We start from the raw sequence: 16,093 nt of genomic DNA, 5'->3' as shown, positions 1-16,093 counted from the left end.
TCGCTTCTGATATGGTGGAAACAACCGATCCATAAAACAGCCATCGACCCGGTGAGCTTGTCTACCTCTGCAGCCCCGCACACCCCCCTGATGTTCCGGCTTGGGGCAAGTTCCGTGTCCCCGGGCCGCGCCGTCCGGAATGGCCATCCGGCCGCGGCTTACGGGAGGACGGTCTTGCGTTTGCCATCGCCACCCATTCTATCCGGCCCCCGGGCGCCGAGAAATAAAACGTTTTCAACCATCCGGCAAACCCGGAAGCAAGGGCGGGGCGAAAAATCAAAAAATCCTTGAAAATCAAGGGCTCACGAGGTGTGGAAAAATCAAAAGCGGTGGAAATAGCGAAAGTTTACACGACTATGATACCTCTTTCACTGGAATTGCGACAGGTCCATAATTTGTCTTTAATAGAAAGAAAAAGCCGGGAGTTCCCGGCTATGCGGACGGCGCCATGCGCGGTTTCACACGCTGGCCGATGGTTCCGGATTATTCATTTTTTGCCGATGCGGCTGCATTTCCCCTGCCCATGAGGAACGTGAACCGGTAGATTTGGCGCGGCCGGCCCTTGGACAGCTTCTCCACGTCGACGACCTTGACGAGCCCGTTGTCCGCCCAGGCCTGCAGCAGCCGGTGCGCGCTGCGGATCGTGATGCCGAGCACGTCCGCCAGCTCGTGCGCCTTGTAATCGTATTTGCCCGATTTCGACGTGTGGGTGAGCAGCTTGCTCAGATACGTGCTCGTCATGCCCGCCTTCTCGGCCATGCGGATCAGTTCGGAATCCGTGGGCGGCAGCACGGCCTGCACGGGGTCGGACATTTCGAGCGGACCGATCAGCGTCTGGTCTTCCCGGATGATGAAGCACGCGTTGCCGCCGGCTTCACGGGATTTCCTGAGCGCCGCGCGCGCGTTCATGCCGGCTTCGTTCGCCGACGTGCCGAAGCCGACGCCGAGGCTGAGCGTGATGCCGTAGGACGAGCGCGCATCCTTGGCCAGATAGATCGTCTTGTAACCGCCGGTCTCCCGCTCGAAAATGCCGCGCGTCGTGAAGAACAGATACTCCCCTTCGCCGATCTGCGTCAGATACCCGTCCAGCGACTCGACGTAGTTCAGCACGGTCCGGTGGATGTCCAGCTTCAGCTTCTGCACTTCCAGCTCGCTGCTCTTCTTCAGCACGAGGCTTCCGAAGTCGTCGACGGCGAGCATGCCGACGACAATCTGCGATTCCTTGTTCCGGCGCGATTCCGTCGAGAGCAGCGCCCGTTCGAGCGCCACGATCATGTCCTGCTCGGACGGAATCAGATGCTCCGCGCAAATCCCCTTCGACCGGAGGATCTCCGCGACCGACGCCGCTCCGGTTACGGCCAGCGAGCTCAAGCCCGCCGCCGCCTGCTGCTCGTGGAAGGCGGCCACCTTCTCCGGCGACGCCCAGGCGGGGCCGTTGTAAACCATCACGCGAATGTCTTCAAGGCAGAGATCCCTGAGCGTCCGCATGACCATCGTTTTCGTCAGCGTGTCCACCGAGAGGCCGCCGTCCAGTTTGCCGGATTTCAGCGCGGAGAACAACACCTTGTACAGTCCCGCTCCCGTCAGCGGCACCTGGACGACCGGAACGGAGGCTTGCACCCGCTCCTTCACGAGCCGGTGCGCCACCGGTCCGAAAACGAACAATACCTCCGTCTCCCTCGCGAGCGCCTCCGCATGTTCGGGCGCTTCTTCGACCTTCCCGATCTCGCGGACGACCGGTCGAAATGTCGGAAACTCCTTGATCACCGCCATCAGCCGCCTGACGACGGCGGGAGTGCCGATGACACCAATCTTGATCTGCATGAACGCTCGTCCTTTCAGGCAAAGAATAAGTACAATTTTTTTATTTAAGACAAAATAAAGACCGTGTCATTTTATGATATAATATGAATCGGACGAAATGTCAAACGTTAATTCATCAGGATTGGACAAGGAGCGTGTACCGGCTTGAACATTCAGGTGTTTGCATCCGGAGATCAATTGGACGAGGCTTGCGCCGATCTCATCGGCGGGATGATCCGCATCAAGCCGCGAGCCGTGCTCGGACTCGCGACGGGCGGAACGCCGCTCGGCGTCTACCGCCGCCTCATCGACGATTACCGGAACGGTCTGGTCAGTTTCCGCCATGCGACCACGTTCAATCTGGACGAATATGTCGGCCTGCCGGAAGATCATCCCGAGAGTTATCACGCCTACATGCGGAAAAATCTGTTCGACCATATCGACCTTCCGCTTTCCCGCGCCCATCTGCCGAACGGCAACGCCGCCGACCTGGAAGCGGAATGCCGCCGCTATGACGCGCTGATCGAGGAGGCCGGAGGCATCGATCTCCAGCTGCTCGGCATCGGCCACAACGGCCACATCGGCTTCAACGAGCCGGACCGGGAACTGGCAACCGGCACGCATGTCGTCGAGCTCGCGGAGAAGACGCGGCAGGCGAACGCCCGGTTCTTCAACTCGATCGACGAAGTGCCGCGGCTGGCGATCACAATGGGCGTCGGAACGATTTTGAAGGCGAGGACGATCGTGCTGATGGCCAAGGGCGAAGACAAGGCGGACATCGTGCGCCGGGCGCTGGAAGGCCCGATCACGACGGACTGTCCGGCCTCCCTGCTGCAGGCCCATCCGCAGCTCATCGTGCTGCTGGATCAGGGGGCGGCGTCGAAGCTTTCGAAGTCGCTTCCGGACAGAACGACGCTGTCCGGCGGAAGGAGCGTGTGAGCCCGTGAACGGCATCCTGATCGAAAATGCCCGTATTGTTGCGGAAAAAGGGGAACCTTTTTCCGGGTGGATCCTGCTTGAGGACGGCATCATCGCCGCGATGGGCGGGGCGGACAAGCCGCTTCCGCCCGAAGCGGCTTCCGCGGTCAGGGTCGACGGCGAAGGCGGATGGGTGCTGCCGGGCTTTATCGACCTGCACGTCCACGGCGGAGCGGGGGGCGACTTCATGGACGCCGACGAGGCGAGCCTGCGGGCCATTACCCGCTTCCATGCCCTTCACGGCACGACCGGCATGCTGGCGACGACGCTTACCGCATCGAAAGAGCGGCTGGACGCGGCGATCGAAGCCGTGAGCCGATTCACGGCTTCGCCGATGCCCCATGCGCAGCTTCTGGGCGTCCATCTGGAGGGGCCGTTCGTCAGCTTCAAATGGAGAGGCGCGCAGAACCCCGACCATATCCTTCCGCCGCGCCTCGATTGGCTGGAAGATTGGACGAGCCGCTGGCCCGGCCTGATCAAGATCCAGACGCTTGCGCCGGAAACGGAAGGCGCCCTCGAATACATCGGGCGCCTGAAAGCATGCGGTATTGTGCCCGCCTGCGGGCATACGGACGCCACGCTGGCGGATATGCGGGCGGCGGCCGACCGCGGGCTGCGGCACGCGGTCCATATGTTCAACGCGATGCGTCCCTATCATCACCGGGAACCGGGAACGGTCGGCGCCGTGCTGACCGACGACCGGATCATGGCCGAAGTGATCGCCGACGGCCATCACGTCCATCCCGCGGGCATCGAGATGCTCATCCGCGCGAAGGGGCCCCGGGGCGTCATCCTCATCACCGATGCGATGGCCGCCGCGGGGATGCCCGACGGCGAGTACGATCTCGGCGGCCTGTCCGTCATCATGCAGGACGGCGTCGCCCGGCTGCGCGATTCCGGCAACCTGGCGGGCAGCACGCTCACGATGATCGACGCATTCCGCTTCGTGGTCCGGAAGGCCGGCGTATCCGTCGCAGACGCGAGCCGGATGGCCAGCCTCAATCCGGCCCGGCAGATCGGCGTCGACCGCGTGACGGGGTCGCTTGCGCCCGGCAAGCAGGCGGATGTCCTGCTGCTCGACGCCGGGCTCGGACTCAGGCGCGTCTGGATCAAAGGTCAGGAGCTTGCGCCGTGACGCAGCAGGGTGCCGATCACCCCTGACGCGCCTTGCCGGTACAGGTCATAGGCCTCCGGCGCTCGTTCGAACGGCACTTCGTGCGTGATCAGGGGCGCGACGCTGATGCGCTTCTCCGCCAGCAGGCGGACGAACTCGCCGACGTTGCGCCCTTCGGTCCAGCGCACGTAGCCGATCGGATAGTCGCGGTTGTCGCGCTCGTAACCGGGATCGTAGCGTCCCGGACCGCCGGCGCGCGAGATGAGCACCTGCACTTCCTTCGCGAACATCGCGTTGCGGGAGAACGCCGTCGCAAGATCGCCGACGATGACGATTTTGCCCCGGTCCCGGAGCCATTCCATCGCCCGGTTGATGAGCGCTTCGCCGGGACCGCCGGCGCACAGGAGCACCGCGTCCGCTCCGGACCCGCCGGTGACGTCCGCGAGATTCCCCTCCAGTTCCGCCGGGTCGGCATAGACGTGGCGGATGCCCGCCTCCTTGAGCTTGACCGCCCGTTCTTGCTGCAGATCGAGCCCCGCCGTCCGGAATGCGGCCGCGTTCGCGATCTGGGCGATCAGATTGCCGAGGATGCCCAGCCCCACCACGACGACCGATTCGCCGAACTGAAGCTGCGCCGTGCGCAGCGCGTGGATGGCGACCGCGCCCAATCCCGAATAGGCGGCTTCCCGCGGATCGACGTGATCCGGCACCTTCGCCGTCAGGTTGGCCGGAACCGCGAGATATTCGGCGTGGCGCACATAGGGCGCCCCGTAACACGCCACGCGGTCGCCGGCCTTCAGACCTTCCACGCCTTCCCCGGTCCGTTCCACGATCCCGACCGCGTTGTATCCCAGAATGATGGGCGTATCGCCGCTGTTTCGCATCATCGTCATTTCGGTTCCCGGGCTGATGGCGGAATATTCGGTGCGGACGAGGATATGCCCGGGCAGAAGCCCGGGGATATCCAGCTCCGTGACGAAAACCCGGCCGTTCTGTGCAGCGACGGCTTTCATCGGTTATCTTCCTCCTTCTTCGTCAAGGCCGAGTTCGGCCCCGTCCGACAGCAGTTTCTGCTGCAGCTTGTCCATCGGAACTTCCCCGGCCGCAAAGCCCCCTGCGGCCGCGATCGCCGCCGCCGCGCCCGAGGCCTGTCCGACGGCCATGCAGCTCGGCGTCAGCCGTGCGGTCGCCTGCGCCTCGTGCGTCGCCGATATGCAGCGGCCGGCCAGGAGCAGGTTCTCGACGCCCAGCGGGACGATCGACCGGTAGGGAATGTCATAGGCGCCGCCGTCCCGGATCATGCCGGTCGTGACGCCTCCTCCGGACGGGTTGTGGATGTCGATCGGATAGCCGCTGCGGGCGATGCAGTCGTCGAACCGCCGGCCCGACAGCACGTCTTCCCCGTTCAGCATGTACAGGCCGCGGATTCTCCGCGTCTCCCGCACGCCGATCTGCGTGCCGACCTGGGCGAGCACCGCATGGCGGAAGCCGGGAACCGACTCGCGGAAGAACCGCTCCAGCATGAGCGCCTGGCGCCGGCCTTCCAGCTCGGCCTCCGTCAACTGCTCCGCCTTCGTCGGATCGAGCCCCGGCACCCGCGACACGTTGATGAGCGCTTCGTCTCCGCGGGGGCCGATGAAGAACAGCAGCCCTTCCCGCGCGATCGGCAGCCCGGCCCGCTTCCAGATCGAATAGAACCCCATGACGCCCGTCAGCGGCAGCCGGTCCAGCTCGGAAATGAGCGACCGCTCGTAAAATTCCTCCGGATGCCGCTTCATATAGTCCTTGATCTCGTCGACGTTCACGCCCCGCATCCGGAACTTCATCGTCATCGGCTGCACCCGGCCTTCCCGGTTGCCCTGTTCCCAGGGCGCACCCGCCCGGTATGCGATGTCGCCGTCCCCGGTCGCGTCGACGAACATCCGCGCCTGGAGCTTGAGCGGTCCGGATTTGCCGCGGAGCGTGACGTGTTCGATCCGGCCGTTCCGCACGAGCACATCGTCGGCCCATGTGTGCAGCAGCAGATCGACGCCGGCTTCCTTCAGCATTTCATGCGCCAGCACCTTGTAAACTTCCGGATCGAACGGCGTGAGCGAATACGTAAACCCGATCGTGTCCCGCAGATGGCCGGGCGACGCGTTCCGCTCGATCAGCCGGTCCACGATCTCCTGCGCAATGCCGCGGATCACCTGCCTGCCCGTCTCCGTGTGGAACGTCATCCACGGATAGACAAGCGCGGCCGTCGACATGCCGCCCAGAAAGCCGTAGCGCTCGACCAGCACCGTCTTCGCGCCGCCGCGCGCCGCGGCGATCGCGGCCGCGATTCCGGCCGGTCCGCCGCCGAGCACCGCCACATCATGCATGCGTCTTTTTCCTCCCCCGTATTGATGGTTTGCCGGTTGACCGGGCGCTGTTCCCGGTTCGGGGCATGGCCTTTGGCCGCCTTCTACCCCAGCGCCTTGCACGCGATGTTGGCGAGCAGCGCCGCCCCGTACGGCAGGCAGTCCTCGTTCAGCACATACTTCGGATGATGGAGTCCATAGGCTTCCTCCGCGTTCACCGCGGGTCCCGAGCCGAGCCAGAAGAAGCAGCCCGGCACATGCTCCAGGTAGACCGAGAAATCTTCGCCGGCCATCGTCGGCGCGGCCGGCACGCGGTTTTCGGCGCCGATCGTCCCGTCAACCGTCTCGCCGACCAGGCGGGCGTTGGCCGCGTGGTTGACGAGCACCGGCGTCTGGTCGATGATGCGGATCTCCGCCTTGCAGCGATAGCCCTGCGCGATCTGCGTTACGAGCCGCTCGATGCGCTCCGGCATCCGCGCCTTCAAGCGCGGGTCGAACGTGCGGATCGTGCCGGTCATCTCCGCCCGGTGCGGGATGACGTTGTTCGCGTCCCCCGCCTGCAGGCTGCCGATCGTGACGACCGCGGGTTCGAAGGGCGACAGCTCGCGGCTTGCGATCGTCTGCAGCGCCATCACCACGTGGGAGGCGCAGACGATCGGATCGACGCATTGATCCGGAATGGCGCCGTGGCCGCCCCGGCCTTCGAGCCGGATCTCCAGCCGGTCCACCGATCCCATCATCGGCCCGGCGCAGACGGCGGCCTTGCCGGCCGAAAGCGTGGGCAAATTGTGCAAGCCGTAAATTTCGGCCACGCCGTCGAGCACGCCGTCCGCGATCATCGCCTTCGCGCCGGCGTTCACCTCTTCCGCCGGCTGAAAGACAAAGCGGACGGTGCCATGCAGCCGGTCCGCCATGTTGACAAGCAGCTTCGCGGCGCCGAGCAGCATCGCCGTATGCGCGTCGTGGCCGCAGGCGTGCATCACCCCGGGCCGCGCGGATGCGAACTCCAGGCCGGTCTCCTCCTGGATCGGCAGCGCGTCCATGTCGGCGCGGAGCGCAATCGTCTTGCCCGGGAAGCCGCCCTTCAGATCCGCGACGACGCCGTGACCGCCGACGCCCGTCCGGACCGCAAGGCCCAGCTTCGTCAGTTCGCGGGCGACGAGCGCGGCGGTCTCCGTTTCCTTCCGGCTCAATTCGGGATACCGGTGCAGATGCCGCCGGATCGCGGTCAGCTCGCCGGCCAGCAGCATCGCATCGTTCAATGTGGTGTTCATTTTCACGGATTCCTTCTTTCCAGTCGGATATCCTGCGTAATTTTCTGACCGGTCGGCGTGCGCGCCAGGCCGCCCCGGGCCGTCTCCCGCCAGGCTTCCGGCATCTGGCTGCCGACTTCCAGCATGACGCCGATCACTTCGTCGGACGGAATGACGCTCTCAACCCCGGCCAGCGCCATGTCGGAGGCGGCCAGCGCGGTCACCGCCCCGAAGCCGTTGCGGACGATGCACGGGATTTCCACCAGGCCGGCCACCGGATCGCAGATGAGGCCGAGCGAGTTCTTCAGTGCGAGCCCGACCGCGTGCACCGCCTGTTCCGGCGTGCCGCCGCGCAGCTCGGTCAGGGCGCCGGCCGCCATCGCGACAGCCGAGCCGACCTCGGCCTGGCAGCCGCCCTCCGCGCCCGAAATGAACGAGTTGTTGGCAATCACGTACCCGATGGCGCCGGCGCAGAACAGGCCGTACACCATCTCGTCGTCCGTCCATCCGAACCGTTCCTGGGTGCTGACGAACACGCCCGGGATGATGCCGCACGAGCCGGCCGTCGGCGTCGCGATGATCCGCCCCATCGCGGCGTTCACCTCGGATACCGCCAGGGCGTACGCCATCGCCTTGCCCGTATCCGCGCCGAGCGAGGAAGCGCCCGCTTCCAGGTAATCGTGAACCCGCTTCGCATCGCCGCCCGTCAGTCCGCTGCGCGACACCGGCGCCTCCCCGATGCCTTTGCGGACCGCTTCCTTCATCACCCCGTAATATTCGCGCATCCGCCCGAAGACCGCATCCTCCGGCTCGTCCGTCTCCTTCGCCTGCTCCATGAGCATCAGCCGGCCGATCGGGACGGCTTCCTGTTCGCACAGCCGGATCAGCTCGCTTAAGGTCGAAAATCTCATTTGCGGTTCACCCCTTCTTCCGTCCCTCGGTAAAACAGCACCGTTTCCTCGAACCTTTCCGCGCTGTTTGCGTGCTTTACGCCCTCCGGACCAGCGGAACGACACACACCCTGCGCACGCCGCGCAGGCCGGAAATGCTGCCGATCACTTCCGCGCCGGGCTCCTGGTCCAGCTCCAGCACCGTCAGCGCGCTGCCGTTGCGCGACATGCGGTCGACTTCCATGTAGCCGATGTTGACCCCGGCCGTGCCGAGGATGACCGCGATTTCCGCGATCATGGACGGCCGGTCGTCGTGGAAGACCAGGAGCGTCGGATAGTCGGCCGAAAATTTCACCTCGAACCGGTTGACTTCCGTGATCGCAATGTTGCCGCCGCCGTGGGAGCAGCCCGTCACGCTGTCCTCCCGCCCGCCGCCGCGCAGGACGATCGCGGCCGTGTTCGGATGCACGTTCGGCCGGTGCGCCGTGCGAAAGCTCAAAGCGACGCCGGCTTCCTCCGCGTGGCGGAACGCGTCCTTGATCCGCTCGTCGTCGGGACCGAAGCCCAGGATGCCCGCGACGAGCGCGAGATCGGTGCCGTGGCCCCGGCCCGTGGCGGCGAACGATCCGTACAGCGCGATTTCCGCCTCTTCCGGCGTGCCGCCGAATATGGCTCGGGCCGTCAGGCCAAGCCTGACGGCACCGGCGGTGTGCGAGCTGGACGGACCTACCATGCTCGGACCGATGATCGAGAAGACATCTTTGTACCGCATGCGCGATCCCCCTGCCCCGGCCAAAGGCTCAACCGTTCAGCCACTCATCCAGATGCGCGGCGACGAAATCGTCGTCGTTCAGATGCGGATAAGCCCGGTATACGCGGTCGATCTCCTCCGACTGGCCGGGGGACAGCGTCTCGTGCGGATTCAGGCACCAGGTGCCTTTCATGAGCCCCTGTCTGCGGAGCACCTCGTGAATGCCCGGAATGCAGCCCGCGAACGCGTGGGCGGGATCGAAGAAGGCAGCGTTGGCGTCGGTCACCTGGATCGCCCGGGTGAGCAGTTCCGCGGGAATTTCGCTCCGGCCGCGCACCTTCTTGATTTCCTCCAGCAGCTCGACGGCCTTCTTCGTCCAGACCGCCCAATGGCCCAGCAGGCCGCCGACGATGGACTTGCGGACCTTGACGCCGTCCACGTCGAAATCCCAGGTCGTCATGAGATCCACGACGATGTTGTCGTCGTTGCCGGTGTACAGCGCGATCTCGTCGCGACGGCTCGACGAGCAGACGGCGCGGACGACGTCGATCGTCTGGTACCGGTTGAACGGCGCCATCTTGATTGCCACGACGTTCGGAATCTCGGCCAGCTGCCGCCAGAACTCATAGGTGAAAATCCGGCCCCCGACGGCCGGCTGCAGATAGAATCCGACGACGGGGATGACGGCCGCCACCCGGCGCGTCCGTTCCAGCAGCGCCTCCTCGCTCCAATCGGCGAGTCCGCCCATGCTGAGCAGGCCGGCGTCGTAGCCGAGGGAGGCGGCAAGCTCCGCTTCCTTGAGCGCCTGCTCCGTCGGCCCGCAGATGCCGGCGATCTTCAGGAACGGCCGGTCGAGCTGCGCCCGGTCGACCTCATCCGCGGCGAGCCGCAGCACCGGTTCGAGCAGGTTGTGTTCGGGATCCCGGATCTCGAACTGGGTCGAGTGCACCCCGACCGCGACGCCGCCCGCTCCGGATGCGATATAGTAGCGCGTAAGCGCCCGCTGATGGCGTTCGTCCAGCTTCCGGTTCTCGTCCAGCGCGAGGGGATGCGCGGGGATGACGAGACCTTCGTGCAGCGCCCGCATTTTCTCGGGCGACAGCGTTCTGGCTGCTTGAGTCATGTCAGAATTTCCCCTTCCTCTCCTGGAAATGCGTCGGCTTGTTCCACGTCTTGCCGCCGGCCTTGACCCATTCGGCGACCCAGTCGATCATCTGGAGCAGCGACACCCGCGGATAGCCGAACATCCGGAACGACTTCGCCGCGTTGTTCAGCAGGGCCGTCTCCGACTCGGTTCCCTCGAAAATCGGCTCTTTGCCGAACCGCTCGGCGAACTTGTGCGCCGCCCAGCGGACCGACATCGTCTCCGGACCGGTCACGTTCAGGATCGTCGGCGGCGCCGTGCACGCCGTGAGGCTGCGCAGCGCGATCGCGTTCGCATCTCCCTGCCAGATGACGTTGGCGTGGCCCATCGTCAGGTCGATCGGCCGTCCCTCGTACACCGACTGCGCGATTTCGAGCAGCACCCCGTAGCGCATGTCGATCGCATAGTTCAGCCGGTAGATGAGCATCGGCGTGCCGTTCTTGTGCGAATGGTAGGTGAAAATCCGTTCGCGTCCCAGGCACGATTGCGCGTACTCGCCGATCGGTTCCGGCGCCACGGATTCGTCCGCGCCGCCGCCGTGGATCGACGTGAACGGATAGACGTTGCCCGACGAGAAAACGACGATGCGCGAATCCTTGTACCGTTCCGCCACCCGGCCGGGCAGATAGGTGTTCATCGCCCAGGCCAGATGCTCCTTGCCCGTCGTGCCGAACTTGTAGCCGACCATGTAGATCACGTTGGCCGCGTCCGGCAGGTTGCGCAGTTCGTCGTCGTTCAGGATGTCGGCGGAGATGATCTCGACGCCGCTTCTTTCCAGATCTTCGCGCACTTCCGCATCGGAGAAGCGCGATACGCCGATGACCCGCTTGTTCAGCCCGCCTTCGCGGATCGCACGCACCGCGAGCTTCGCCAGGCTCGGCCCCATTTTGCCGCCCGCTCCCAGAATCAGCACATCGCCGTCTACGCTCGCCAGATCCCGGATCAGTTCCTCCGACGGATCCGACAGCTTGGCTTCCAGTTCTTCGACTGTTCTCATGACTCTCCTCCTTAAGGACTCGTAGCGGTTCCCATCCTCATCATAGCGCCGAACACAATATAAAGACAAGTCTTTATACAGTCTTTATATAGACGATAAAAAGATGGGCCGGGCCGCGCGTCAGCCCCCCATCCGCTTCTTGTACTCCATCGGATTGAGACCGTAATACTCCTTGAACAGTTTGGAGAAATGGATCGTGTTCTCGTACCCGACCGACATCGTGATCTCGTACACCTTCATCGGGGTGTTCAGCAGCAGTTCGCGCGCCCGTTCCATCCGGACCGACACGAGATAGTTCAGGAACGTCATGCCCGTCTCCTGCTTGAACTGGCTGGCCAGGTACGTCCGGCTGATGCAAAGCGCGTCGGCCACGTCCTGGAGCGTGATCCGCTCGGCGTAGTGCCTGTCGACGTATTCCTTGACCTGCGTGGCCAGACGCGATCCCTTGAGGCTGCGCTGCTTCGCGATCTGTTCGATCAGCCGGCAACCCCCCTGTTCCAGCACGCCGGCGGCGCACAACCGGAACCAGGTGCGAATCCGGTCAAGCGAAAGCGTCTCGAACGCGGTTCGGATGTTTTCGGGGACATCCGGCTCCCGCTCCGGAACGCCCCGGGCCTCCTTCAGCAGCGTCTCGTGCACGACATCCAGCCATCCTCCGGCCAGCTCGGGAAGCAGATGGAGCCGGCCGACGGTCCATTGTTCCATCATCGCGAGCGTATCGACGATGAGCAGCGGCACCTGCTCGGCCAGCATCGCGTCCAGCGTCTGCTCCCATCGGTCGAGCATGTCCCGATGCAGCGGAATCTTGCCGATCAGAAGGCGCGCGGCTTCGTCCCTGCGGCTTCCCTCCAGTTCCGCGAACGCCTTGGCCATCACATTCTTCAACTCGTCGGAATCGACCGGCTTCAGGACATAGTCGATGACGTCGAGCTCCAGGCTTCGCTTCACGAAATCGAAATCGTCGTAGCTGGACACCACGATGCAGCCCATCCACGGATGGCGTTCCCGAATCGCGCGGATCAGCTCCAGCCCGTTCATCACGGGCATCTTGACATCGGTGATGCACAGGTCCGCGTAATGGTTCTCCAGCCAGTCCAGCGCTTCCCGGCCGTCGGAAGCGACGCCGGCCACGACCGCCGACGGATCGCACTCCCCGGCCTTCTTGGCGAGACTGAGCCGGATGATCGGCTCGTCATCCACGATCAGAATGCGTTTCATGCCGGTTCCTCCCTGCCTGGGGAATCGAAGGGGAACATGACCGATACCGCCGCGCCCCCGCCGCCTTCGCGATTGGAGACGGAAACGCCGGCAAGCGGATCCGCCGCGTGGCAGACCCGGATCCGGGAATGGACGTTGAGCAGCCCGACGCCGCCCGCGTGTTCGCCGAGCGCCCGCGAGCTCATGCACGCGATTTTCTCCCGCAGCTCGCGGAGTTTCTCCGGCGCAAAGCCGGTCCCGTCGTCCAGAATGTCGATCCGCACATGTCCGGAATCCGCGCGCCGGACCTTGATCTCGAGCCGAAGCGGCCGTCCGTTCAGGTCGAGATTGTGGCGGATGCTGTTTTCGGCGAGCGGCTGGATGATCGCCTTGAGGCACTTCGACCGCCTGCAGTCGTCTTCGGCTTCAATCGCATAGCTCAATTTCTCGCCGAACCGGATCCGGCAAATTTCCAGGTAATGCTTCAGATGCTGAAGCTCATCCTCGACGGTGACAAACATTTGCCGGTAGTCGGACGTGTAGCGGAGCATCCGCGACAGCGCCACCGCGATCCGCTCGATCTCCCGGTGACCCGCCAGGTCCGCCATCGCGTTGATCGTCTCCAGGCTGTTGTAGAGAAAATGGGAATCGATCTGCGACTGGAGCGCCGACATCGTCGCCTCCTGCTGGCGCATCCGCGTCTCCGCAAGCTCCTGCACCGAATCGTTCAGCCGGTCGAGCATCAGGTTGAACGCGTGCCCGAGATCCGCCAGTTCGTCGCTCCCCCCGGCCGGCACCCGCACGCCCAGATCGCCGATCTTGACGCGGCTGATTGCCGATCTGAGCGTTCCGATCCTGTGCGTGGCGGAGGACACGACCGCGAATACGACCGCCAGTGCCAGCACGAGACCGATCAGGACGGTCGCGATGGTGACCCGCCGGATGTTCAGTTCGTTCTCCGCGAACTCGTAATACGGAATGACGGCCATCACTTTCCATCCCGTGGCCGGGACGGTCTGGAACATGACGATCTCCCGGCTGTCCTTCCGGTAGAACGTTCCGCTCGTTTCCCCGAGGCGGGCGATGATGTCGGCGTCCGCGTAAGTTTTCACCCTGGACAGATCCGGATGGACGATGATTTCTCCCTTCCCGTCGGTCACCATCGTCTTTCCGGACAATCCCAGATCGGTGTCCGTCACGATCGCCAGGGCGGGCCCGAGGTCCACGTCGAGCTTGATGTACCCCGCCCGCCGGCCGAATGCCACCCGCTTGACCATCGTCAACACCGGCTGGGTCGACCGCCTGTAGTGTTCCGGGAAGGTGATCTCATGGTAAATGTCGCTTTCGGCTCCGAGCCGCTCGATGTAGTCCTCGGCCCTGAACGTGTAATCCGCCCGGAGTTCGTCCTGGTTCGTGAAGTGCATTTCGTTGCCGTTCAGGTTGTAGAACGTCAGGGACATCACTTCGGGATGATGGTAGATGAACACCTGCAAATAGTTGCGGACGATCTCCTGGAACGCGACGTACGATCCGAGGTCGTCGCCGGCGCCAATCGTAAACCACTTCTCGGTGTCCCGGTTCGAAGCGATGGAAAGGAAACTCTGCTTGTAGCCGTTCAGATACTGGTTCAGGTTCAGATTGACCTGCTTGAGCATTTGGCTGCTGATCACTTCCGCGTCGCGGATGACGGTCTCGGAGGTGATCCGGTAGGTCAGATACACGACCAGCAGGATGACGGCCAGCAGCACGGCAGCAAGCAGCGTCACGAGTTTCCATTTGATCGATCGGCGAATCGCATCCAGCACGTTCATGGCGGTCTCACTCCCGGATGATGCAGCCGGATTTCAGAAAAGCGAAAAAGAAGAAAGGGAGATGGCTCTCCCCTCTTCTTTCCGGTTCCAACGGCAAAGGTGGATTGTCGGATTTTGCCGGTTCCGCCCGCGGCGGCGATCAGGACTTGTTCTCGTTATACCACGTCGTCATGGCTTCGATCAAACGGTCGCCGCCTTGCTTGCGCCACGTTTCGATGAATTTGTCCCACGTTTCGTCGACGGGCAGGTTGTTGACGACGATTTCCGCCGCCTTTTCCTGGAACGAGTTCTCGAGGATGTTCTGCAGCTCCTGATCGAGCGGCGGCATGTCCACCGTCAGGGAACGGAAGCCTTCCGATGCCGAAATATCGTACGCATGGCGCAGCTTCTCGCCCTGCTCGCCCGGATACTTCGCTGCGAACGCCGTTTCGTTGAAGCCGTGCATCCGGAATACGTCGCGCCATTCCGTCTGCTCCCGGGCTTCCGACTCGGCGTCGTACACGATGTTGCCGTTTGCGTCGATCGTGTAGTTCAGCCCTTCGATGCCCAGCTCGGTGAAGATCTGGCCTTCTTCGCTCAGGACCCAGTCGAAGAACTTGATGACCGCTTCCGGATTTTTCGAATCCGTCGTGACGTGATAGGTGCGGGCGATCGTGTAGATTTCGGCGCCCACCGGGCCGTCCCAGCCTTCGCCGCGCGGCGTCGGCATCGCCATCAGGTTCACGTTCGGGTCGCCCGCGTTGTCATAGATCCGCTTGTGGAACGCCCAGGCGGATTCCGGCTGGAAGCCGAGGACGCCGACGCGGCCGGATTCGAACTTTTGCGCCCAGATCGAGGACGAGTTCGTCAGGAACTCGGAATCCAGGAGACCTTCCTGATACATCGTCTGCAGCAGCCTGAGCGGCTCCTTGAAGCGCGGATGCGCAAAGCCCGGCACCACTTCGCCGTTGTATTCATAGCCGCCCAGCGGCGAAAGGCCCCACATGCCCCAGATCGGGTCCATGACCCAGTTGAAGCCCTGGCGCGTGGAGAACGGCAGCTCGTCGGAGTTGTCGCCGTTGCCGTTCATGTCGTTGTCGCGGAACGCGCGCAGCATGTCCAGGAATTCGCCGGACGTCTTAGGATATTCCGTCATGCCCAGCTTGTCCATCCAGTCCTGGCGCACGTACAGGATGCGGCTCGATTGGACATAGGACGGCTGCGGGATGCCGAGGATCTGGCCGTCGACGGTGACGGCGTCCCAGGCTTCCTGCGGAATGTTCTTCTTCAGGTTCGGACCGTATTGATCAATGAGATCGTTGAGCGGCAGCAGCTTTTCCCGCGCGAACGATGCGGCGCCGCTGTTCAGTCCCGTTCCGAGGAACGCGTCGAACTTCTCGTTCGCGGCGAACTTGAGCTGCACCTGCTCCTGGTAGTTCGCGTTCGCGATGAACGTGATGTCCAGATCGACGCCGGATTTCTCCTCCATGTATTGGACCGTCCGGTCCTTCGACGGATCTTCCGGCGCCACCTTCGCAAGGTCGGTGGTCAGAATCTTGATCGTCGGAATTTCCGCCGTTTCGCCCGGGGAGCCGGAATCCGAACCGGACGAGGACGCGCTTCCGCCGTTGTTTTTGCTGCCGGACGAGCAGGCGGCGGCGGAGAACAGCAGCATGAGTGCAACCCCCAGAATGGCAAACCTTTTCCACTTGTTCATGAATGACTTCCCTCCATGGTTGGATGCAAATCCAGATGCTTCAAGTCCATCTCCGTTGGCGGCAAGTGTCTGTTCCGTTTCCGGTCGCGCATGCACCTCCAGCAAGAGTAGTCGTAT

Annotated in this window: 13 protein-coding genes; 2 read left to right on the top strand and 11 right to left on the bottom strand. The window is 63.7% G+C overall.

Going from position 1 to position 16,093, the window contains the following annotated elements:
* Nucleotides 1-483: 483 nt before the first annotated feature.
* Entirely contained in the window at nt 484-1,824 is a 1,341-nt protein-coding gene (locus THECO_RS06035; protein WP_015254166.1) for a GGDEF domain-containing protein, read from the bottom strand.
* A 144-nt stretch (nt 1,825-1,968) separates the two neighbouring features.
* Here THECO_RS06035 and nagB point away from each other — a divergent pair, with 144 nt between their 5' ends.
* Together nagB and nagA are read left to right on the top strand one after the other, a co-directional pair.
* Nucleotides 1,969-2,742, top strand: a complete 774-nt coding sequence (gene nagB, locus THECO_RS06030; RefSeq protein WP_015254165.1) for a glucosamine-6-phosphate deaminase — start codon at nt 1,969-1,971, stop codon at nt 2,740-2,742.
* Between the two features lie 4 nt (nt 2,743-2,746).
* Nucleotides 2,747-3,916: an N-acetylglucosamine-6-phosphate deacetylase gene (gene nagA, locus THECO_RS06025; RefSeq protein ID WP_015254164.1), complete on the top strand. Its 1,170-nt coding sequence runs from the start codon at nt 2,747-2,749 to the stop codon at nt 3,914-3,916.
* On the opposite strand, the gene THECO_RS06020 is transcribed toward nagA, so the two are convergent.
* The 10 genes from THECO_RS06020 to THECO_RS05975 form a co-directional block, all read right to left on the bottom strand.
* Nucleotides 3,898-4,908, bottom strand: coding sequence for a zinc-dependent alcohol dehydrogenase (locus THECO_RS06020; RefSeq protein WP_015254163.1), 1,011 nt, complete (start codon nt 4,906-4,908; stop codon nt 3,898-3,900). The genes nagA and THECO_RS06020 overlap by 19 nt on opposite strands.
* A 3-nt stretch (nt 4,909-4,911) precedes the next feature.
* Nucleotides 4,912-6,258 carry an FAD-dependent oxidoreductase gene (locus THECO_RS06015; RefSeq protein ID WP_015254162.1) on the bottom strand — a complete coding sequence of 449 codons (1,347 nt, stop codon included), beginning with the start codon at nt 6,256-6,258 and terminating at the stop codon, nt 4,912-4,914.
* An 83-nt stretch (nt 6,259-6,341) separates the two neighbouring features.
* A complete protein-coding gene (locus tag THECO_RS06010; protein WP_015254161.1) occupies nt 6,342-7,511 on the bottom strand; it encodes a M20 metallopeptidase family protein in 1,170 nt (389 codons plus the stop codon).
* A gap of 2 nt (nt 7,512-7,513) precedes the next feature.
* Nucleotides 7,514-8,401 (bottom strand): L-serine ammonia-lyase, iron-sulfur-dependent, subunit alpha, encoded by an 888-nt coding sequence (gene sdaAA / locus THECO_RS06005; protein ID WP_015254160.1) that lies wholly within the window; start codon nt 8,399-8,401, stop codon nt 7,514-7,516.
* A gap of 76 nt (nt 8,402-8,477) precedes the next feature.
* Complete coding sequence (gene sdaAB, locus THECO_RS06000) at nt 8,478-9,152, bottom strand: L-serine ammonia-lyase, iron-sulfur-dependent subunit beta (RefSeq protein WP_015254159.1); 675 nt, start codon at nt 9,150-9,152, stop codon at nt 8,478-8,480.
* A 28-nt stretch (nt 9,153-9,180) separates the two neighbouring features.
* Nucleotides 9,181-10,254 carry a dihydrodipicolinate synthase family protein gene (locus THECO_RS05995; RefSeq protein WP_015254158.1) on the bottom strand — a complete coding sequence of 358 codons (1,074 nt, stop codon included), beginning with the start codon at nt 10,252-10,254 and terminating at the stop codon, nt 9,181-9,183.
* A gap of 1 nt (nt 10,255) precedes the next feature.
* On the bottom strand, nt 10,256-11,272 hold the full coding sequence (locus THECO_RS05990; RefSeq protein WP_015254157.1) for an NAD-dependent epimerase/dehydratase family protein: 1,017 nt from the start codon (nt 11,270-11,272) through the stop codon (nt 10,256-10,258).
* Between the two features lie 120 nt (nt 11,273-11,392).
* Nucleotides 11,393-12,490: a response regulator gene (locus tag THECO_RS05985; RefSeq protein ID WP_015254156.1), complete on the bottom strand. Its 1,098-nt coding sequence runs from the start codon at nt 12,488-12,490 to the stop codon at nt 11,393-11,395.
* Nucleotides 12,487-14,280 (bottom strand): cache domain-containing sensor histidine kinase, encoded by a 1,794-nt coding sequence (locus THECO_RS05980; protein WP_015254155.1) that lies wholly within the window; start codon nt 14,278-14,280, stop codon nt 12,487-12,489. The genes THECO_RS05985 and THECO_RS05980 overlap by 4 nt, the downstream gene beginning before the upstream one ends.
* 139 nt (nt 14,281-14,419) lie before the next feature.
* On the bottom strand, nt 14,420-15,976 hold the full coding sequence (locus THECO_RS05975; RefSeq protein ID WP_015254154.1) for an extracellular solute-binding protein: 1,557 nt from the start codon (nt 15,974-15,976) through the stop codon (nt 14,420-14,422).
* Nucleotides 15,977-16,093 lie beyond the last annotated feature (117 nt).

The organism is Thermobacillus composti KWC4 (genome assembly GCF_000227705.2).
Lineage (GTDB): Bacteria > Bacillota > Bacilli > Paenibacillales > Paenibacillaceae > Thermobacillus > Thermobacillus xylanilyticus.
This window is presented reverse-complemented; position numbering and strand designations above follow the sequence as displayed.